This window comes from Rubripirellula reticaptiva, from assembly GCF_007860175.1.
GTDB classification, from domain to species: domain Bacteria; phylum Planctomycetota; class Planctomycetia; order Pirellulales; family Pirellulaceae; genus Rubripirellula; species Rubripirellula reticaptiva.
Genome location: NZ_SJPX01000003.1, coordinates 98,752 through 119,698 on the forward strand (window position 1 = coordinate 98,752; position 20,947 = coordinate 119,698).

Consider the following 20,947-nt stretch of genomic DNA (forward strand, 5'->3'; position numbering starts at 1 on the left):
GTTTCGATCCCCGACTCGGAATCGAATTCCGGTCTCCCCAACGGGACCTTGATGCTTTTACCAACCGAAGGTCACTCGGGCCCCGCCGCTTCGACAACTGTCGTCGATGGTGCGTTCGAGTTTGCAACATCCAATGGACCGCTGCCAGGAACCTATTCGGCGGTTTTCACCGTGAAATTGGAAAACGACGAAGCCTCTGAAACGGTATTCCCCATGTCAAAAGCAGAGCTACTGGCGGGTCGTACGGACGACGAAACCAGCGAAAAACTAAATTCGCAAACGCCCACGAAATTTCGGACGCGGGTGGAAATTTCCGAAGACCAGTCCGATGCAGTACAACTAGAATTCGAAAAATAGACCATGAATTTCCCGAGCGGAACTGCACGCAATCACCCACGCGGGTGGCAGAATCGAGAGTGCGAAGCCCGCTTGTTCGCAGAATTTCAAAAGTGCTAGTGTCGAAATTTTGACTCTTCACGCCCGCCCGCTTTATGATTGGGTTCCACGAAAGCTTCACTTCCAAATTACCGCAACGTCGGTTGCTCCCTTTGAACCTGTTTTCTGCAAACGACCGTGCCTATGCCCGATCTGCCTTCACGCTAGTTGAATTGCTGGTCGTGATTGCAATCATCGGGATCCTGGTAGGCTTGCTGCTACCGGCCGTTCAGGCGGCACGGGAAGCATCGCGTCGGATGCAGTGTTCAAATAACTCGAAGCAGTATGCGTTGGCGATTCACAATTACCACGCCGCATTCAAACAGTTTCCGACCGGTTCGCGTCTTTCTTCACCCTACGGGTATTTCTGGGGCATGACGGCCGAGACGCTGCCGTTCATGGAAGAGTCGAGTCGCTTTCAAACGATCAACTTTGGCGCCGGTGCCTGTGGGCCACATTTAATCGATCTGCAAACCCGTGGCGCAGCGGATCCCGGGTCGACGCCGATTAAAACGCTGCTCTGTCCAAGCGACATTCGCAGCGGCGAACAATTGCTTAGCGGTCCCAACGGACCACTACCACAGTCGGGCGACGTCGGGCTGCTGTATCCGACCAACTATCTCGGCATGGCCGGCTCGCTGGACGGAGACATCGAAAACACATTTCAAGCGTGTGGTGGAATTCGCAATGGCGATGGACTGTTCTACACCAACAAGTCACATCGGTTTCGCGATGTGCTGGACGGGACCGCGCAAACGATCATGTTTGGCGAACGTTCGATCCCCGAAGACCTTGGTTGGGGGTGGCCGCTGTGCGGCGGCGACGAATGCGAGCACTACATCACCGCTCGAGCCGGATTGTACATGGGAAACCACAAACCGGCTGAATACTACCAGCATTTGCAGCATTACTGGAGTTGGCATTTTGGAGGCTGCCATTTGACGATGGCCGATGGCAGCGTTCACTTCATGTCGTACAGCCTGGATTACGAAACGTACAACGATTTGGCGACTCGCGCCGGTCATGAAGTAATCGCGGCCGAGGACTGGCCACTTTAGAATTTGGCTGCCTTCGAAAGCGACTCTGATGGGTTTGCGGTTTCAAGTCCCCAACTTTCCCGACCGAAACTTTTTGGCTGCCGCAGTGTTTTGCAATCATCTGGTTGCCGAAGCGGTATATTGGTGCCGAGCGCCGATTACTTCCCACCTCAGCACGCCCACCCTTTGACGCAAAAGGTCAACCGCGCCCATGTCCGACTCCACGATGACCGTTGAAGAAGAAGCTCTGGCCGTGAGTCAAATTCGCGAGAGTCGGGATCGGATCAATTCCGAACTCTCAAAAGTCATCGTCGGCCAAGAAGACGTTATCGAACAACTGCTGATCTGCTTATTCGCTGGCGGTCACTGCTTGATCACCGGAGCACCGGGGTTGGCCAAGACGCTGTTGGTTCGCAGCGTCGCCCAGATCTTTCACTTGAATTTCCAACGTATCCAGTTCACACCTGACCTGATGCCGACGGACATCACCGGCACCGAAATCTTGGAACAAGATGAGAATGGTCGTCGCAGTTTGGAGTTTGTGCCGGGACCGATATTCGCCAACGTCGTTCTTGCCGACGAAATCAATCGCACGCCACCGAAGACGCAGGCGGCGCTGCTGGAAGCGATGCAGGAACACCAAGTCACCGCCGCCGGTCGCCGCTATCCGCTGGAAGAACCTTTCTTTGTGTTGGCGACGCAAAACCCGATTGAAATGGAAGGCACGTATCCGTTGCCAGAAGCTCAGCTCGACCGCTTTCTGTTCAACGTCTTGATCGACTATTTGCCACCGGCAGATGAGCTTTCGGTTGTCTTGCAGACCACATCGACCAAGCCCGAACCAATCGAACCCTTGTTCACCGGCGCTGATGTGATGCGGTTTCACCAGTTGGTTCGCCGGGTTCCGATTGCTGACGAAGTCGCCGCTTTCGCCGTTCGTCTGGTTGGCGCGACACGCCCCAAACGCGACGGCACGCCGGACTTCATCAACCAATGGGTGTCCTGGGGTGCGGGCCTGCGAGCGGCCCAAACATTGGTGTTAGGCGGTAAAGCTCGCGCACTATTGGCCGGGCGGGCACATGTGAACATGGATGACATCGCCACGCTAGCGCATCCGGCGCTTCGGCACCGTGTGCTGCTAAGCTACCGGGCGGAAGCCGAGGGAGTAACGATCGAGGACGTGATTGACCGACTTCTTGAAACGGTTCCCAAAACGGTGAAGCCGTGAGCACGGCTGTGCTTCCATCGGCAGATCCGTCGGCGCTGATGCGGATCAAAAGTCTGCAACTGCGCGCCAAAGCAGTCGTGGAAGGTTTCTACAATGGATTGCACCGGAGTCCGTACCACGGATATTCGGTTGAATTCAACGAGTATCGGCCATACACGGTCGGCGATGACCTCAGAGCACTGGATTGGAAACTTTTCGCTCGCAGCGATCGCTACTACATTAAGAAGTTCGAAGATGAAACGACCAGGCGGTGTTATCTGGTTGTAGACCAGAGTCGGTCGATGGCATTCGGGTCGCTTGATTACACCAAACTGGAATACGCGCAAACTCTGGCGGCGACACTCGCCTACTACCTGTCGAACCAGCGAGATAGCGTCGGGCTGATGACGTTTGACGAGACGATTGGCGAGTTTCTGAGTGCTCGAAACCGACCTGGCCACCTGCGCAGCATGCTGGTCGCTCTATCACGTCCTGTCGCAGGGAAGGGCACCGACATTGACACGCCGCTTCGTCAAATCGCAGCCTTGGTCAGTCGTCGTGGGTTGATCGTGCTGATTTCCGACATGCTATCGCCGATCGAGACGTTGCAAACCAACTTGGCCTATCTGCGATCGCGGGGCCACGAGGTGATGATCTTGCGGGTTCTCGACCCCGGCGAATTGGAACTGGGGTTGAAGTCACCGGGTATGATCGTGGACATGGAATCCGGCAAAGAAATCTACTTGGATCCCGATGTCGCACGTACGAGCTATCGCGAAAAATTTGCCAAGCACCAAAGTCAATTGAAGACGATTTGTTCTTCGTTGGGTGTCGAAATTTTCGACATGATGACTGACGCGCCGATCGAACAAGCGTTGTTCCACGTCATCAGTGTCCAGAAGCGACGATCGGCTGGGGCAAATCGCGCAGGAATGATTGCGGGCGGGTCGAGTGCTAGGATGGCATCGTCATGAGTCTATTGGCACCATTCTTTTTCGCTGGCGCGTTGGCGGTCGGGTTGCCGATCCTGTTTCATTTGATACGTCGGCGGCCAAAAAGCGAGGTGCAATTCAGCTCGCTGATGTTTCTGGATCCGACGCCACCACGTTTGACGCGTCGAAGCCGATTAGATCACTTACCGCTTCTGATCATTCGGGCGCTGGCGTTGATCATGCTGGCCGCGGCTTTTGCGAGGCCGTTCTTACGCTCGGCATCGGAAACGGAGCCCCAGCGTCCGCCAAAACGAACGGTGGTTGTGATCGACACTAGCGCTAGCATGCAGCGATCGGGGCTGTGGCAACAAGCCATCGCTAGCGCGAGTGAAGTCATCGACGAACTGCAGTCCGAAGACCGAATTGCGATCGTCGCCTTCGACCGAAAACCCACAATACTGTTGGGACTTGATCAATCGGGCCGCTTACCGATCGAAGGCCGTAAACAAACCGCTGGTTCCATCGTTTCCGAAATCACACCTTCTTGGTTCGGTACCGACACCGCCAATGCGCTTGCCTACGCCGCCGAGATCGCGGTCGCCGATAGTGAATCGCAACTTACGATCGATCCATTGAACCCAGATTCGGCTCAAGCACCATCAATCGGCGAAACTCGCATCGTCCTAATCAGCGACATGCAGTCCGGTAGCGCAGTTGAGAGTCTGCAATCGCTGGTGTGGCCGGAACGAGTGCGTGTTGAAGTGCGCCGAGTCAAACCGGTAGACACGACCAACGCGGCCGCTTTTGTGATCACGGGGACTCCGACCGGTGAGGAAGGTCCGTCACAATCGGATTCTACTGAGCGTAACAAGGTGCGCGTGCGGGTGACCAATGCGAGCAACAGTACGGGCGAATCTTTTTCGCTTGACTGGTCGTCCGCGGCCCCGTCCGCTGCCCAAACGGAAACCGAACTAAGCGTCCCGGTGCAGGTTCCACCGGGGCAAACACGAATCATCACGATGGAGTCACCGGGGCCGGGCATCACGAATTTGCGGATCGCTGGTGACGTGGATGATTTTGACAACGTGCGTTACATCAGTCTTGATCCACCCAATGAACAAACGATCGTGTTCGTTGGCAACCAAGTCAACTCGAATCGTGAGCCGCGTGAACAACTGCTTTATTATCTGCAACGAGTGCCGTTGAGCGATGCGTCCAGGAACGTTTCGGTCAGAGAGTTTACGCCACAGGAATTGGCGTCTGAACCGTTTGCAACTGAACTAGTACCTGACAAGTATCCGCTGATCATCGTCGCCCGCCCGCTTGAAATTGATTCTGTGTCCCGGTTGAAGTCGTACCTTGATCGTGGCGGCCGCGTGCTGTTTGTGCTCGATGATGCAAACTCAGGATCTGATTTGGGAACGACGCTTGGCTCGTTGACCGGCGAGTCCATTTCGGTCACCGAGGCTGCCGAGCGAGATTACCACATGTGGTCTCGGATTGACTTCGCCGACCCGATTTTTCGACCGATGTCGGATCCACAATTCAACGACTTTACAAAAGTGCGTTTTTGGGCGCACCGAAACGTAGAGGGATTTGACGAGCAGTGGAAAACGGTGACGCAGTTTGACGACGGACAAGTCGCCATTGCCCGGCGAACGATTGGTGACGGAGAATTGATGTTGGCTACTTTCGGGTGGCAACCGTCGGCAAGCCAACTGGCACTGTCAACCAAGTTCATTCCTTTAGTTGCCGGATGGCTGGGCAACCGCGGTGACCAACTGGATCCCGCAGGCATTGATCTCGGTGACGCCTTACCGATTCCACCGACGCCAACGGCCACGATCACGACGCCAAATGGTGAAACATCATCGTATTCGTCCGCGGATGATGCTGGCGTGGTTGATCGGCCGGGCATCTACACTTTGATCGATGGCGACGAGGTAAGACGGATCGCCGTCAACTTGCCAGAATCTGAAAGCCAAACGGATCCAATCGGCGAAGAAGTGCTGGAACAATTTGGTGTGTTGACGGGTAAGCCAGTCAGCGAAGAACAGGCCAAAGCGACCGAGCGTCAACTGCGCGACCGCGAACTAGAAACTCGCCAAAAACTGTGGCAGTGGATGCTCGTTACGGCGCTGGCGATGATCGGGATTGAAACGTGGTGGGGTGGTCGGCTGAGCCGCCGACAAACTTAGACGGGTTGCAGAGCAAACTATGAATGATTCACTGCTGTATCGAATTCGCCCAGTCGCACGCCGGCTAAGGGTGCTGCGTTTTTGGCAACTTTGGGCCGTCTTTGCAATCATCGCAGCGTGCACCGCTTGGTGGCTAACTAGCCAAGCCGAGACAGGCCAAGTGGACGGGCGAAACGCGGCAATCACGTTGGCGTCAATCGCAGGTGTGACGGCCTTCATTGCGGCGGTGACTTGCGCGTTCCTGTACCGTGATGAACGCTGGATTGCGGCTCGGATCGAAGAACATTTCCCCTCTTTGGATCAGCGATTGTTGACGGCACTTAGCCAGCCCGACGATCAACTGGGGTTTATGCAGCAGCGCATTGTCAAAGAAGCTCGCGACCACTCACGCAGCCACCAGTGGATCGACGCTGTATCGGGAAAAACACTGTGGCTGACTCGTTTGTGGGGACTCAGTGCGACAGCCGCGCTTGCAGCATTGCTGTTGATTCTATCAGCGACCACACCACGCACTGATTCACTCGAAGCAGCCAACTTGGCAGCCATCGCTGAACCGGTTATTCAACCGGGCGATACCGAAATCGAACGAGGCACCAGCCTAGTGATCACGGCGAAATTCGCGAGCACCGTGTTCAACCAAGGCGAACTACGAATCGAAAGCGAGTCTGAACCACCGCGGACTCTGCCGATGACGCAAAACTTGAAAGACCCAATCCTGGGTGGGTTCCTATCATCGGTTGAGATACCGATCACGTACCAAGTGGTGACCTCGCAGTGGACCAGCCGCGTTTACAAAGTGGACGTCTTCGAGTTCCCTCAGCTTGCCCGAGCCAACGCGGACTTGGTTTTCCCAAAGTACACGCGAATGAAACCCAAGCGGATCAACGACACGGTGCGTGTCTCGGCGGTCGCCGGCACAGAGCTGAACTGGGAACTGGTACTGAACAAACCCGTTAAATCAGCCGAACTGGTCGACGAATCGGGCGAACGAACCACTGTCAATTTCCACGATGCCGACTCAGCGACGGGCGACGTCTCGATGGTGGTTCAAACTAGCGAGCGATTCAATTTGGAATTGGTCGACAACGAAGGACGCAAGAACAAGTATCCACCGACATTGGTGATCCGTGCGCTACCAAACCAGCCACCCAAGTTGAAGGTGAAACCCGCCAGTGACAGTGAGGTGTCACCGCTAGAAGAATTCCCGGTGTCGGTTGAAACAGTCGACGATTTCGGTATCGACGAGGTTGGGTTGGCTTATTCGCTAAGCGGAGGCAAGACTTCGGAGATCATCCTACGGCGTGATCTTGGGCGTGGCGAGAAGACGTCCATCGAACAAATGCTTGCATTAGAGGACATGGGTGCCGAGCCGGATCAATTGTTGGCGTATCACTTCTTCGCCAGCGATGTCGATGCAGACGGCAATCCCCGACGAACTGAAAGCGACATGTACTTTGCAGAGGTTCGGCCGTTCGATCAAATTTTCCGCCAGGGCGACCCGCCACCCGGCGGTGAGCCTTCGCCGCCAAGTCCACAAGAGGCACAGGCGGAAGAGTTAGCCGAGATCCAAAAAGAGATCATTAGTGCCACATGGCGTGTCATTCGCGAACACCGAACCGAAAAGGCAAATGCTGGTTTTTCCGAAGCGATCGCGCTGCTGTCCGAATCACAAACCGAGGCGATGACAAAGCTGGACGAGTTAGCGGGCAAGGTCAAAGATCCCCAGTCGCAACAGTTCATTGGCGAAATTCGATCTGCGATGGCATCGGCACTTGAGATTATTGACCGTTCGGCATCAAAGTCGGATGGTCGCTTGTTAGGCGACGCTTTGCCGTTCGAACAAGAAGCCTACGGAGGCCTGCTGAAGTTACGCGAACGCGAGTTCGAGGTCTCGCGATCTCAGAAGCAGCCAAGCAAAGGGCAGGGCAGTGCCGCGCAGCAACGCAAACAAGAACAGCTCGACGATCTCGAATTAGAGCAGGACGAAAATCGTTATGAAACACAAAGCCAGGCTCAAACGGCAACCGCCGAAGAAGCTGCCGAACGCGAAGTGCGTCAAATTCTGAACCGTCTACGTGACCTTGCCCGTCGCCAGGAAGACCTGAACAAAGAACTCGCCCAATTGCAGTCCGCGTTGGAACAGGCCGAGACCGACGAAGAGCGAGAAGCGATTGAACGACAGTTGGAACGACTTCGCGAACAGGAACAAGACCTGCTGCGCGAAACCGATGAATTGGCTGAACGGATGCAACAGCCATCCGAACAGGCGACGGATCCCGAAACGCAAGAAAAATTGCAGGAGACGCGTGCACAAGTTCAGAAGTCTGCCGAAGCGCTCGAGAAAAAGGACGTCGCCGAGGCACTCGCCTCTGGTAAACGCGCCGAGCGACAGTTTGAGGAGATGCGCGACGATTTTCGCAAAGAAGCCGCCGGACAGTTCAACGATGCCATACGTGAGATGCGGAACGAGGCACAGCAACTGGACGAGCAGCAACAAGAACTGACCGAAAAGCTCGACTCGGAAACAAGTCCGGAATCGACGATCGGGCTGCGAGATGAGGGTGCGGCGACGGACTTGGAAGAGGAACTTGAGCGACAACGAGAAGCCATCAACGAGCTGCTTGATCGGATGCAAGAAACGGTGACCGATGCCGAAGAGGCCGAACCGTTGCTCGCGCAGAAGCTTTACGATTCGTACCGCAAGACTCGGCAGCGGGGTGTTGAACGCAAAATGGAAGCAGCGTCCGAATTGGTGCGTCGGGGTATGAATTCCGAGGCAAAGGCCGCCACCGAAAACGCAGGCGAGGACGTTTCCCAGTTGAGAGAAGACTTGGAAGAGGCCGCGGAAACGGTACTTGGTGACGAAACAAAAGCACTCGAAAGAGCTCTCGGCGAACTTGATCGTTTGGACGAAGCGCTGCGAAAAGAAATCGAAGAACAGGCTCCGCAACAGCAGCAATCAGGCGGCCAGCGAGGCGGTGAGGATGAGCCCAACAAAGGAGATTCTGGTGAAGGTAAACCCGGTGAAAGTGAGCCTGGTGAAAGTGAACCCGGCGGAGGAAAGTCTGGTGGTGAGCAACCCAGCCAGAGGAGTTCCAGTGAAGGATCGCCGTCTGGCACCGAACCAGGGCAGGGCGGGGCAGAGCCGAGTGGGCAGCCAGGCGAGCAACCGGCCGAGCAACCGGGTCAGGGGGGCCGTCCAGGCAGTTCCGAGCAACCCGGTGGTGCCATGCAAGGTTTCGGTGGTCAACAAGCGGCCGCGTCGCCGTTGACCGGTGACGGTTTCCGCGAGTGGTCGGATTCGCTTCGTGAAGTCGAAGAAATGGTCGACGCACCGGAGCTTCGTTCACAGGCGGCGCAAATCCGTGATCGTGCGAGAGAAATACGAACCGACTTGAAACGCAATTCGAAAGAACCTGAATGGGATATGGTGGAAGAACTGATCGCGACTCCACTGCGAGAACTTAAACGCAACGTTTCCGAAGAACTGATGCGACGTTCAGCCGAAAAGAATGCCGACGTTCCTATCGACCGGGATCCGGTCCCAACTCAGTTTACCGACGCCGTCCGCCGCTACTATGAACGACTTGGGAGCGGACAGTGAACCTATCAGATCTTGTATGGGGCCAACCCGAATGGGCTTGGCCTGCGGCCTTGATCGCTGCCGTGTTGTCGGTGTTGGTGGTGATCAATTACGTCCGAAGCGATGCGGCAGTCTTGATTCGATTAGCATCAGTAACCCTGAAGCTCACCGCGATCGCCGTGGTGGCAATTTGTTTGGTCGAACCGATGCGACGCGGAACTCGTCCGTTGCCGCGAGCGAACCTATTGCCGATCCTGGTCGATTCGAGTCAGAGCATGCAGCTAAAGTCGCAAGACGCAGCAACAAGTCGGTTCGAAGACGCGACCGCGTCATTATCGGACGATGCAAGCTGGCTGACGCGACTGTCACAAGCGTTTGATGTTCGTCGCTATCGTTTCGACGAACGACTCGAGAATGTCGACGCCTATTCCGAAGTCAAAGCCGACGGAAACGCTTCGTCGCTGGCCGGTGCGTTGCAATCTTTGGATCAACGGTTTGAAGGCCGGCCGATTGGTGGCGTCCTGCTATTCAGCGACGGAAACTTGACCGATACCGGAATGCCAGAGGGTCAATCTTGGTCGGACCTCGGTTTTCCGGTGTATCCCGTTGTATCGGATCAAGACAACTCGCTAAAAGACATCCGGATCGTCAACATCAGCGTTCGCCAAACGGACTTTGAATCGGCACCCACCACCGTGATCGTCTCGGTTGACTCGGTCGGACTTACAAAACAGAAAGTCGTGGTTCAAATCGCACAGGTTGACGGCAAGACGATCCAGGAACAAACCACGGACTTAAACGCGGGCGATGCTGCCGAAGTATCGTTTCGATTTCGTCCGGAAACCAGCGGTGTGAATTTCTTGACGGTCTCGGTCTTTACAGAATCGGACCGTGGCAATGTTGCATCCGACAAACTAATCAGTGCGGTTTCGAATCAGGGCGAAGCGACGCTGGTGAATAACCGCCGGGTCGTCGCGGTGAACCGCGACGCCGGCCCCTACCGCGTCTTGTATGTTGCGGGCCGACCAAACTGGGAATTCAAGTTCCTCCGTCGCGCCCTGGACACGGACGCCGAAGTTCAACTGGTTGGCTTGATGCGTATCGCGAACAAAGAAGCAAAATTCAGTTTTCGTGATCGTAGCGTCAGCGATACAAATCCGCTGTTCGCCGGCCTCGGCAAGGACGAAGAAGAGATTGCATCCCAGTATGACGAGCCTGTCATTCTTCGATTTGGCGTTAAGGAATCCGAAGAACTTAGCGATGGTTTTCCGGAAACGGATGAAGAACTTTTTGCCTATCACGCAGTGATTTTGGACGACATCGAAACGGAGTTCTTCACACAGGATCAACTGCTTCGACTGCGGCGATTCGTCAGCTCGCGGGGTGGGGGACTGCTGATGCTAGGAGGACAAGAATCCTTTGCCAGTAAATCGTTCGGCGACAGTCCGCTGGGTGAACTTTCACCGGTCTACGCACCGAGGACAGCAGCGATGAAGCCAATTATCGGACGATACGGACTGACACGCGAAGGACTACTACAGCCCTGGGCGAGACTTCGTGACACCGAGCAGGCTGAAAATGATCGTGTCCAAAAGATGCCGCCGTTCCTAACCGTCAATACGGTCGGCGATGTCAAACCGGGTGCATCGAACCTCGCGACGATCGGGGTGACGCAGAACCAAGAAAGCTCGCCCCTTGCAACTGCGATGGCCGTGCAAAGGTTTGGTAAGGGTCGAACCGCGGCGATTCCGATCGGCGATCTTTGGCGATGGTCGATGCGGCGAAACAGCCAAGAGAACTCTCAAACCCAGGACTCGCTCAACCGCGATGACCGCGATGACCGCGATGACCGCGATGACCGCGATGATCCGGGCCAAGCATGGCGACAAACGATTCACTGGCTGGTTGGTGAGGTGCCCAAGCGAGTGGAGCTGCGAATCGAACCAAGCATCGACACAAGTGGTCCCGTGACACTGTTAGTTTCGGTTCGGGACGAGGCCTTTCTGCCGCTCGATAACGCCACAGTGGAGCTCGAGATCACTCCCGTCGGCGGCGAAGCGATCAAGTTGACCGCCGACGCCGACCGAACTGCCGCCGGGGTCTATCGCGCATCGTATTGGCCTCGTGATCCAGGTGGTCTTTTAGCGGTTGCCACCGTACACGCGGCCGATGGCAGCGAAGTCGGAATGGACACATCCGGATGGACCTCGCAACGGGGCGCGGCTGAGTTTGCGGACTTGCGACTCAATCGCAAACTTCTCTTACAAATTGCCGAACAGACAGGCGGCCAGCTTATCGATCAAGACTCGCTGGACAAGTTTGCCGACGACCTGCCGAACCGCAAAATCCCTGTAACCGAGACCTGGGTTTATCCGCTGTGGCACCGATCGTGGGTGTTGATGGTCGTGATTGGATGCCTGTGTGGCGAGTGGGGATTACGACGATGGAAGGGGCTAGCGTGATGCGAGGTTTTGTTCATGCAACGTTCGCAGTTGCTGTGTCACTGGTTTGCCCAGTTGTGTCTGGCGCCGTGTCTGGCGCCGAGACACCTGTTATTGATACCAACGCTTCTGAAATTTTGGTCGTGGTGGGTGCTGCGGGCAATCAGGAATACGGTACCGAGTTTTCAGACTGGCTAAGCGGCTGGAAAGAGGTTGCCAAGGCGTCGGGCGCGGCGCTGACGACGATCGATGGAAGCGGTGACACCGATTCGAAGGATCAGTTGCAGGCATGGATCGAAGCCCGTTCGGTGGATTTTAAATCACTGGATTACAAACCATCGACGTCCGCAACGGCGCAATCACCAATTTGGATCGTGTTGATTGGGCATGGCACGTACGCACGCGAAACTGCCAAGTTCAATCTGCAGGGTCTAGACGTTTCCGCCACGGAATTGTCAAATTGGTTGAAGTCCGTCGAACGCTTGGTGACCGTCGTCAATTGTGCATCGGCGAGTGGACCATTTGTGAATCATTTGTCATCGAGCAATCGAGTGATCGTGACGTCGACCAAAAGCGGCAATGAGCAAAACTTTTCGAGGTTCGGAAAATACTTTGCCGCTGCGATAGCTTCGACCGAATCTGACCTGGATCACGATGACGAGGTCTCGATTCAGGAAGCTTTCTTGAAAGCGAGCGCCGAAGTCCAAAAGTTCTATGATGCAAATTCGCGAATCGCGACCGAGCATGCATTGATCGACGACAACGGCGACGGTAAGGGTACACCCGCGAAAATGTTTCGCGGTGTTCGAGCGATCGGAACAGCCAAGAACGGTGAAAAACTCGACGGAATCACAGCCGCAAAGTTGACGTTGTCACCGTCCGGCAAGCGTCTTAATCTGTTGCCCAGCGAATTTAAAAAGCGTGAATCGATTGAAAGCGAACTCGAATCGCTTCGAAACAAGAAACCATCGATGAGCGAAGCGGATTATTTCGCCGCGATCGAACCCTTGATGATTGAATTGGCGAAAATCTATAAGGATGCGGAAGCTCGCATCGATGAATGAACTGCTGATCGTTGAGTCACTGATGGCTGAGAGACAGTTCATTTGGTTTTGTCAAACGACTTGATTTGATTGAGGCTCAACTCTCGGTTGCGAAGTTGCGTTTGGTCCGGTTTTGCGTCGTGGTCTTGCAGTGCCGTTTGAGCCTAGCTGCGACTACAGGCGCGGTATGTGACCATTGATCGAATCAATCGCAGTGTGACGTGCAGACGCACTTTGTTCGTTTCAGCGTCGGCATAGCGACGATGTCTTGGTTGTCCGACAGCGATTCGGATTGTCTCCCAACAATCACAGAACCACCCTCCCAACTTTTGGTTCTGCCACACGAGATTCCGAGCGCCGCTGCAAATTGGTCCTGAAACCATAGACGCTTCCAAGGCTCCTCACCTTGGCGGCTGTTCGCATTTGCAGCGCCGCTCGGTTCTCGACTGGCATCACCAATTCCTCGGTTCACGACGCTTCGAACAACCACGACCGATCCTCCCCCCCCCCAATGCTATCCACCGAGGGCATCCATGGCCAAAAAAGATACTTTTCGAATTGTCACCTGCGGTAGTGACGGTTCGCTCTTGATTCGTGACTATCCCAGCATCGATCCGATCTTGAACGCCAACCTGCAGATTGGCAGTGACGACTGTAGTACGGATCTTGAATTGCGAGGGCTGCCGGTTTTCCGTGGTCTGATCGGCCCGATGCCCGAAGGCAAGAACATCGTTCGATACGAATCGCCAGAAGTATTCGAAACGCTGACCAAAGAATGGGGCGTCGCCAAACCACGTCGTCGCACACGTCGCGCTAAAACCGAAGCCGCTGAACCGATCTCGACCTAAGCGTTCCAGCACGTCGTCGGACTGAGTAACGAAACTCCCTGCGTCAATTTTGATTGGCCCAGGGAGTTTTTTGCGTTCACGGACAGGACGTCCGAGACTTCACACCAACGCCAGAACGTGAAACACAGCCTGTTTGCTATTGCCAGCGGTTCGCCGATTGAGCTAACGAATAGGCGGCGATCGAATCGCGATCGCACACAGGAAGTTGTCCCACCTAAATCAGTTCCTGGATGCGTTTGACTTATCCCACCTCGAACCGCTTAGCGTCTTTCTCTGTGAATCTGGTTACGTTGATCGTTCTTGCGATCACATTTCTAGGATCATTGGGTTGTGGAACGACGCGCGAATACAACGCAACTCAGCAGTTGGTGATGAGCGACGCAGTTGATCGCAGCATTTCTTCGATCGACTTTCGCCCGATGTCAGGTCGAAAGGTCTATCTCGACACCAGCTATTTGCGACAAGTCAAAGGTGAGCAATTCGTTAACGCCGAATATGTGACAAGTTCACTGCGACAACAAATTGTCGGCGCGGGTTGCTTGATTCAGGACGCTAGTACCGATGCAGAAATCATCATCGAAGCTCGAATTGGGACCCTCGGATCCGATGACCACCGTGTCACGTTCGGTATCCCAGAAAACAATTCACTGGCATCTGCGGCGTCATTGCTGCCCAGTGGCCCCCAAGTCGGCACCATCCCCGAAATTGCGTTCGCTAGACGAGAGGCCCGCGAGGCGGCAGCCAAGGTTGCTGCTTTTGCGTATGACCGGGTCACACGGGCCCCGATTTGGCAGTCGGGCGTCCGCCCGGCAACCGCGACGGCACGCGATACTTGGGTGATGGGTGTCGGACCGTTCCAGGGCGGGTCGATTCGCAGGCAGACAAAATTGGCTGGCAGCGGCATCAAATTCGGAAACCAACAAGCGACCGGCTCGCCTGCCCGCTTTTTCGACCGGCCACCTGTTGATTACACTGCAGAGACGCGATTCCAGGAAGGATGGCCGTTGCTGCGAGGCAACTCGGTAGGTGCCGACATGCTTGGGACGCTGGACGTCCCAACGCCTCCGACTGACCAAACCGATGTGGCATCGATTGCGAAGGCTCCGGCCTCGCCTGCCAACGGTAGTTCAGCCGATGGAAGTTCGAAAAATGGCGATCCGACCGTTGGAGCGTCGTATTCGGATCCGGCAACCGAATCGCTAACCCGATAGTTGCGATGCGAATTTCTTATCATCTGTGAGTTTGATTGTTGTGACCGACGACCGCTATCGCTTGATCGACTTTGGCGACGGTCGCAAACTTGAATCCGTCTGTGGATATGTGATCGACCGGCCCTGCCCAGCAGCGGCTTGGTCCAAGCCCAACAATAAGACCCAGTGGGCATCAGCGTCAGCTCATTATGACGCTGATCGAAAAAAGTGGACCTACCAATCTCCTTGGCCGGACCAATCGAATGTGCAGTGCGCGGGTTTTCAAATGCCCACGGCACCGACACCTTTTGGGCATATCGGCATCTTTCCCGAACAAGCGGAAAACTGGCGTTGGCTAGCTGGCACCAAATCGAGTCTGTCGCCTTCAGATCAGTCCGACCAGCTTCCTTCGGCACTCAATCTGTTTGGCTACACCGGGGCCAGCACGATGGCGCTGGTCAATGCGGGCTATCAAGTCGCCCACGTTGATGCTGCGAAGCCAAACGTCGCCGCGGCTGGCGTTGCCGCGACCGTGAACGGATGGGACAAACCGCCGATCCGTTATCTGATCGACGATGCCGCAAAGTTTGTAACCCGGGAAATCAAGCGACAACGGCAATATCATACAATCGTGATGGACCCGCCCGCTTACGGACACGGACCGAGCGGACGAGCGTGGCGACTTAGTCGTGACCTTTGGCCATTGATTGATGACTGCCTAAAGTTAATTGAGCCGAGTGATTTCCGATTTCTGATCAGCGGTCATTCCGCCGAGGTCGACGAATCAGATGTGCTGGCTTTTTTTGAGCAGTCACATCGAATTGATACCAGTGGACTGCAAATCACGTCCGGTCGTTCGAATCTGCTAGACGCGTCAGACCGCAGCCTCGACACCGGCTTTTTTGTCCGCATCGAAACATTCGATTCATAACCGCAAACGCAAGATACCGATGTCGGCCGATTCCGCCCACGAATTCGAGAAAGCAAACCGCTTGATCGACCGTATCGCTTCCCTGCGAAGCGTTGCCGTTGCTTTTTCGGGTGGCGTCGACAGCAGTGTGGTGGCGGCCGCTGCATCACGAGCCGGACTGGACGTCGCAATTGCCGTCACCGCGCAGTCGCCCAGCTTGGCCAGTTCACAGCTCGAGATCGCGATCCGGGTGGCGAATGAAATTGGCATCGAACACCGGGTTATTGAAACCGACGAAATCAACCAGGACGCCTATCGCCGAAACGACGGCCGACGATGTTTCTATTGCAAACAGACTCTGTATCAGGCAATGGCCGCAATCGCTGAACAGTTTCCGCAATTGAAAATCATCTCGGGCACGAACGTGGACGACCTTGGCGACTATCGTCCAGGACTCGAAGCAGCTGCTAACGCGGGTGTGATTTCGCCATTGGCGGATTTGGGATTCACTAAATCAGATGTGCGTGAATTAGCCAAACACTTTGGACTCAGCAACGACGACCAACCCGCCGCCCCCTGTCTAGCCAGCCGCGTGGCCTACGGAACGGAAGTCACCGCGGAACGACTTCGCCGGATCGAACAAGCAGAATCATGGTTGGCGACAAGGGGTTTTACGGAATTTCGAGTTCGATTGCATGATCGCGAACTGGCTCGAGTCGAAGTTCCGAAACACCAAATCGCCGAATTGATCCACCTCGACACCGACGGATCAATGACAAATGCTTTTCTGTCGTACGGTTTCAAATTCGTAACCATCGACACACGTGGCTTTCGTTCGGGTAGCCTGAACGAGATGCTGGTTTCAATCTCGATCCCAGCAACACCGCTTTCCATCCACAGCACTGGTGAATCCGAATCGTGACCGACGCAAAATCCACCGCCTCGTCGGCCAGTCTCGTTGGCACTCGCATTGGCGACTATCAAGTTCTGCGCAAACTTGGGCGGGGCGGTATGGCCGACGTTTACGCCGCGCGACACTTGTCACTTGGCCGCGACGTCGCACTGAAAGTTTTGCGTAGCAATTTGGCAGGCGACAAAGATTATGTCGAACGATTTCGCCGTGAAGCTCGCGCTGCCGCCAAACTGAACCACCCCAACATCGTGCAAGTCTTTGACGTTGGCACGGTCAAAAATTCGCACTACATCGCACAAGAATTGATCGATGGCGAGAATCTTCGCGAATCCTTGGAACGCCGTGGTGTGCTGTCTCCCGAAGAGGCCGTGCGAGTTTTGATTGACGTTGCATCAGCGCTCGAAATGGCATCGGACGCCGGCATCACGCACCGTGACATCAAGCCTGAAAACATCATGCGGTCACATCAAGGTATCGTAAAAGTCGCCGATTTTGGATTGGCTCGGCTTGGTAACGGTGGCAGCGACGTTAGCCGCGCCGACTTGACTCAAGCCGGTCTGACGCTTGGCACGCCGCGTTACATGAGTCCCGAGCAGATCCAAGGCCAGGCGGTCGATGCACGCAGTGATTTGTATTCGTTGGGTGTGTCCGTCTATCACCTCCTAGCTGGTCGACCGCCATTCGAAGCCGACGACCCACTCGCACTTGCAGTGATGCATTTGCACGAAACACCGATGCCACTCGATCGGGCTCGCAATCGTCGTGGCCCGGACGGTAACCCCGATTTGCCTGAGTGGTTGATCGCGGTTGTATCGCGATTGATGAACAAGTTGCCGAGCGAACGTTTCCAGTCCCCAGGCGAGCTGCTCGATGCGGTTCGCAACGAAGCATCCACATCGACGCTTGACGGTTTCGGTGTTGGCACGGCGGCCGCGACGATTCGCTTGCAACGAGTGACGGATCAATCGAACAAAAATCGCCGCCGAAAAAACTTGCGAATCGCAGCAGCGATCTTATTGCCAATTACCTGTATCGCCGGAACGATTTGGGCAGCAAATGCAAAATCGACCGATCAGTTATCAACTTTGCTGAAACCGGCAACGGTCTTGAAGGCTGACACCGTGCAGCAGCAATACCTAACAGCGGTGACTCGAAACGACGAAGCTGGATGGAACGCAGTGAGCGAACACTTTCCGCCGACCGAGAACTCGACCAACGCCAACTATCATGCCAAATCGAAACTGCAACTCGCTCGGATGCTGATCGAAAACGACCAGCCCGAACGAGCCGACGCGGTCTTGGTTGCTTTGCTGAGCGACCCGTCGGTCGAACGAGTCTTTCAGGTTTTGGCCTGGGTGGACCGCTGTCGATTACTGAACGATCGCGGGGCAACAAAAGAATTGGAAGCAGCCAAGGGACAACTGCAAGCGTTGTTTGCCGACGTCAAGCAAAGCAACCCCACGTCGCTGGACCTGATCCAGCGTGTGGTGCCTGAATCGGATCGCGCCCGATGGGAGATTAATTAGACTAGTAGCGAAATCGGTTCCCGCCTGTCTTTGCGTTTTTGCGTTCGTTGGATTATCGTCAGAGCCTCGAGCGATCTGGTGTACTATCATCAAGTGAGTTCGTTTTTTTGCCTAGGTCGAGAAAAGCTTTTCCAAGATGCAGTACTTCATTTTCTGGGTTGTGTTCGTGGTGGCCGTCGTATTGGCGGTCCCAATCGTCTCGTTTCTCGAAAAACGCAAGCATGCGGTGCCAAAGTCGGCTAGCGACGAACTGATCGAAGACGATGAAATGGCCGCCTCGGAAGGGGACGATGTCGCTGATTCAGACGAATTTGGCGAGGTCGCGATGGAAGACGCTTCGGTTGAAGACGTGAAATTTGACGCACCCGGTGGCAACGATTTTTCGGCTTTTGAGGACGACTTCAAATAGTAAGCCTGGGCGTTGGCGCGGTATTTTCCCATGCCACCCTGCCTTGCTTTCGAACCCAGCCTGCAGCGCTGCCGAGCGAGCCTCTCACAGTGCTCCCCCTTGGTCGAAGCTGATCGATTGACGACACTCTTGGTTCGTCTACTCTTGATCGCGTACCAAGGCAAAAGCAATGATCGACGGACTTCACCGCCTGTATCGACCGCGCTACTTCAAGACGACCAGAACCGTCCCGGCAATAATGGCGACCATCGCTTTGGCATTTGCCTTCGCCAGCGAAGACAAATTGATGGCTGGCGTTGGTCCCGAGAACGTAATCGTTGTGATCAATGCCGATTCGGTCACCTCGCGAACGATTGCAAATCACTATATCGATTTGCGAGGCATACCTGATACGAACGTCGTACTGCTAAGCGATGTGCCCCAGGGTCTGCGCACCAATCTGGCGGATTTCAAAGCAAAGATTCTGTCACCACTGTTTGCTGAAATCGATGCTCGGAAGATCGGGTCCCAAGTAAGGGTCATCGCCTACTCGGCGGACTTTCCAACCTCTGTCGATGTGTCCACAGATACCGCAAAACTAACCGATCCGACTCTAAAGCAGTATCAACTGCCAACGGCATCGATTAACGGACTAACATCGTTGTACCAATTTTTGTTGGGCAATAGCGAACGCTACTTAGATCTAGGCAGCAACCTGTACGCGCGTGGTTCGATCGATCGCGAATTTCGAAACCCGTACATGGACAAAGAACGCAACGAAGCGTACGACGCCGCTGTCGCTAACTTTTCAGAAAAGTCATACGCAGACGCTGCTAAGCAGTTCACCGAACTGTTTGTAAAGACTCCGTCGTTTTCGCCGATCGCGATTCGCGCCGCTGAAGCATACGCGCTCGCCGGAGAGACAGACAGCGCTAAACTGATGCTTATCAAGAGCATCCAATCAGGTTGGCGGTCGCGAAAGTATCTCGATCGTAACGATGCACTCAGCGACATCGTCAAAAGTGATGCTTTTCAACCTCTGATGAACCAACTTTCCGACGAACCGGCGACCGTGCAGGGCCCCAAGGGATTCGCCAGCGAGTTAGCATGGGCCGGCAACGGATATCCGTCGCTTGATCAAGCTGATGGCGTTCGATACATGCTGTCTTGCATGTTGGCCGTTGTGCATTCGCAAGGCAGCACGGTGGACCAAGCGGTGGAAGTACTGCGAAGGTCTTCGAAGTGTGACAATACGTTTCCCGATGCGAATTTCTGGTTCACAAAAACAGGGGATGTGCGAACCACGACTCGCTTTCCAGGTGTTGCCGACGCCTTGCTGTGGCTGGGTTACCTGGGACGACCGGCGGGTGTGATTTTGAAATCAATCCCAGATGAAAAAGCAGACTGCGTCGGATTGATGCTGGGGACGCCCACGATGCAATTGGCCGCCAAGTCGTTTAGGTTCGTCCCCGGTGCAATCGCTGACAACTTAACTAGCCACGGTGGCAACTTTGAAACCTCATCGCAAACCAAATTGACCGAACTCTTGCACGCAGGCGCGGCAATGAGCAGCGGGACGGTCGCTGAACCATTTTCGCTACAACCCAAGTTTCCGCTTCCGATGATGTACGGTTACTATGCGTCGGGCGTGACTGCAATCGAAGCGTTCTATCTATCACTGATGTCCCCCTACCAGTTATTGATCGTGGGTGACCCACTTGCCCAGCCCTTTGCTCGTCCGCCAAGCGACCGAGGAAGCCTGGCCGTGTCGGACAAGATCAACGGCGAAAAGACTCTTCGGATGACTCGCAAGCCAGCCGACGAAATTGATCTCACTCGGTCAACCCCAACCCAGTTGATCGAAATTTTCATCGACGGCAAACTGACTCAGCGCATCCCCGCGATTGCTAAGATGGAGATGGGCATCAAGGGCGGCCCACCCGGATTGGTCGAAGTACGGATGGCGATGATCGGCAATGACCCCACCCAACCTCGAATCAGTCGATCGATTTGGTTACAATTGGGAGACGGCGCGGCGCCCCCCAAAGCGAGCGTTTCGTCCGATGGCCAAACCGCGATCTGCAAATACAAAAACGCCGAATCAATCGACTGGATGCTATACGGTCAAGTGGTTTCGACCACGACCGGACCTGAAAGCGACTTTGCGCCGGATCGAAGCGTCCTCGGCGAAGGCCCGTTGAACGTCCGTCCCGTGGTGACGATCGATGGAAATCGAATTCCGGGTCGCCCCGTCACAGTGGGCCGCAAATAAAGAAATAGCAAACACGCAAAAGCC

At 55.1% G+C, this 20,947-nt stretch carries 15 protein-coding genes; all 15 read left to right on the plus strand.

Annotation, left to right across the window (positions count from 1 at the left end; genetic code table 11):
- Positions 1 to 51 precede the first annotated feature (51 nt).
- The 15 genes from Poly59_RS13130 (at position 52) to Poly59_RS13200 (ending at position 20,923) form a co-directional block, all read left to right on the plus strand.
- Positions 52 to 357 carry a hypothetical protein gene (locus Poly59_RS13130; RefSeq protein WP_146534589.1) on the plus strand — a complete coding sequence of 102 codons (306 nt, stop codon included), beginning with the start codon at positions 52 to 54 and terminating at the stop codon, positions 355 to 357.
- Between the two features lie 191 nt (positions 358 to 548).
- Positions 549 to 1,493 (plus strand): DUF1559 domain-containing protein, encoded by a 945-nt coding sequence (locus tag Poly59_RS13135; protein ID WP_186776228.1) that lies wholly within the window; start codon positions 549 to 551, stop codon positions 1,491 to 1,493.
- A gap of 205 nt (positions 1,494 to 1,698) precedes the next feature.
- Entirely contained in the window at positions 1,699 to 2,700 is a 1,002-nt protein-coding gene (locus Poly59_RS13140; protein ID WP_146535275.1) for an AAA family ATPase, read from the plus strand.
- Positions 2,697 to 3,653, plus strand: a complete 957-nt coding sequence (locus Poly59_RS13145; RefSeq protein WP_390621471.1) for a DUF58 domain-containing protein — start codon at positions 2,697 to 2,699, stop codon at positions 3,651 to 3,653. Before Poly59_RS13140 ends, Poly59_RS13145 begins: the two co-directional genes overlap by 4 nt.
- The gene (locus tag Poly59_RS13150) at positions 3,650 to 5,809 is read left to right on the plus strand and encodes a BatA domain-containing protein (RefSeq protein ID WP_146534591.1); all 2,160 of its coding nucleotides are present in this window, start codon (positions 3,650 to 3,652) and stop codon (positions 5,807 to 5,809) included. Before Poly59_RS13145 ends, Poly59_RS13150 begins: the two co-directional genes overlap by 4 nt.
- Before the next feature lie 19 nt (positions 5,810 to 5,828).
- The gene (locus tag Poly59_RS13155; RefSeq protein WP_146534592.1) at positions 5,829 to 9,413 is read left to right on the plus strand and encodes a hypothetical protein; all 3,585 of its coding nucleotides are present in this window, start codon (positions 5,829 to 5,831) and stop codon (positions 9,411 to 9,413) included.
- Positions 9,410 to 11,854, plus strand: coding sequence for a hypothetical protein (locus Poly59_RS13160; protein ID WP_146534593.1), 2,445 nt, complete (start codon positions 9,410 to 9,412; stop codon positions 11,852 to 11,854). Before Poly59_RS13155 ends, Poly59_RS13160 begins: the two co-directional genes overlap by 4 nt.
- A complete protein-coding gene (locus tag Poly59_RS13165; RefSeq protein ID WP_246151619.1) occupies positions 11,836 to 12,897 on the plus strand; it encodes a hypothetical protein in 1,062 nt (353 codons plus the stop codon). The genes Poly59_RS13160 and Poly59_RS13165 overlap by 19 nt, the downstream gene beginning before the upstream one ends.
- A 512-nt stretch (positions 12,898 to 13,409) precedes the next feature.
- Positions 13,410 to 13,724 carry a hypothetical protein gene (locus tag Poly59_RS13170; protein WP_146534594.1) on the plus strand — a complete coding sequence of 105 codons (315 nt, stop codon included), beginning with the start codon at positions 13,410 to 13,412 and terminating at the stop codon, positions 13,722 to 13,724.
- Positions 13,725 to 13,999: 275 nt separating this feature from the next.
- Positions 14,000 to 14,935: a DUF6655 family protein gene (locus Poly59_RS13175; protein WP_222436100.1), complete on the plus strand. Its 936-nt coding sequence runs from the start codon at positions 14,000 to 14,002 to the stop codon at positions 14,933 to 14,935.
- A gap of 25 nt (positions 14,936 to 14,960) precedes the next feature.
- Entirely contained in the window at positions 14,961 to 15,845 is an 885-nt protein-coding gene (locus Poly59_RS13180; protein WP_246151620.1) for a class I SAM-dependent methyltransferase, read from the plus strand.
- Between the two features lie 19 nt (positions 15,846 to 15,864).
- Entirely contained in the window at positions 15,865 to 16,746 is an 882-nt protein-coding gene (larE, locus tag Poly59_RS13185) for an ATP-dependent sacrificial sulfur transferase LarE (RefSeq protein WP_146534595.1), read from the plus strand.
- Positions 16,743 to 18,263 carry a serine/threonine-protein kinase gene (locus Poly59_RS13190; protein WP_246151621.1) on the plus strand — a complete coding sequence of 507 codons (1,521 nt, stop codon included), beginning with the start codon at positions 16,743 to 16,745 and terminating at the stop codon, positions 18,261 to 18,263. The genes larE and Poly59_RS13190 overlap by 4 nt, the downstream gene beginning before the upstream one ends.
- Positions 18,264 to 18,399: 136 nt before the next feature.
- Positions 18,400 to 18,672 carry a hypothetical protein gene (locus tag Poly59_RS13195; protein WP_146534596.1) on the plus strand — a complete coding sequence of 91 codons (273 nt, stop codon included), beginning with the start codon at positions 18,400 to 18,402 and terminating at the stop codon, positions 18,670 to 18,672.
- A 169-nt stretch (positions 18,673 to 18,841) separates the two neighbouring features.
- On the plus strand, positions 18,842 to 20,923 hold the full coding sequence (locus tag Poly59_RS13200; protein WP_186776230.1) for a hypothetical protein: 2,082 nt from the start codon (positions 18,842 to 18,844) through the stop codon (positions 20,921 to 20,923).
- Positions 20,924 to 20,947 lie beyond the last annotated feature (24 nt).

What these genes read in the sequence shown, in the direction of transcription:
- Poly59_RS13130 (WP_146534589.1), top strand. Translation starts at nt 52, where the DNA reads ATGCTTTTACCAACCGAAGGTCACTCGGGCCCCGCCGCTTCGACAACT.
- Poly59_RS13140 (WP_146535275.1), top strand. Translation starts at nt 1,699, where the DNA reads ATGACCGTTGAAGAAGAAGCTCTGGCCGTGAGTCAAATTCGCGAGAGT.
- Poly59_RS13150 (WP_146534591.1), top strand. Translation starts at nt 3,650, where the DNA reads ATGAGTCTATTGGCACCATTCTTTTTCGCTGGCGCGTTGGCGGTCGGG.
- Poly59_RS13155 (WP_146534592.1), top strand. Translation starts at nt 5,829, where the DNA reads ATGAATGATTCACTGCTGTATCGAATTCGCCCAGTCGCACGCCGGCTA.
- Poly59_RS13165 (WP_246151619.1), top strand. Translation starts at nt 11,836, where the DNA reads ATGGAAGGGGCTAGCGTGATGCGAGGTTTTGTTCATGCAACGTTCGCA.
- Poly59_RS13170 (WP_146534594.1), top strand. Translation starts at nt 13,410, where the DNA reads ATGGCCAAAAAAGATACTTTTCGAATTGTCACCTGCGGTAGTGACGGT.
- larE (WP_146534595.1), top strand. Translation starts at nt 15,865, where the DNA reads ATGTCGGCCGATTCCGCCCACGAATTCGAGAAAGCAAACCGCTTGATC.
- Poly59_RS13195 (WP_146534596.1), top strand. Translation starts at nt 18,400, where the DNA reads ATGCAGTACTTCATTTTCTGGGTTGTGTTCGTGGTGGCCGTCGTATTG.
- Poly59_RS13200 (WP_186776230.1), top strand. Translation starts at nt 18,842, where the DNA reads ATGATCGACGGACTTCACCGCCTGTATCGACCGCGCTACTTCAAGACG.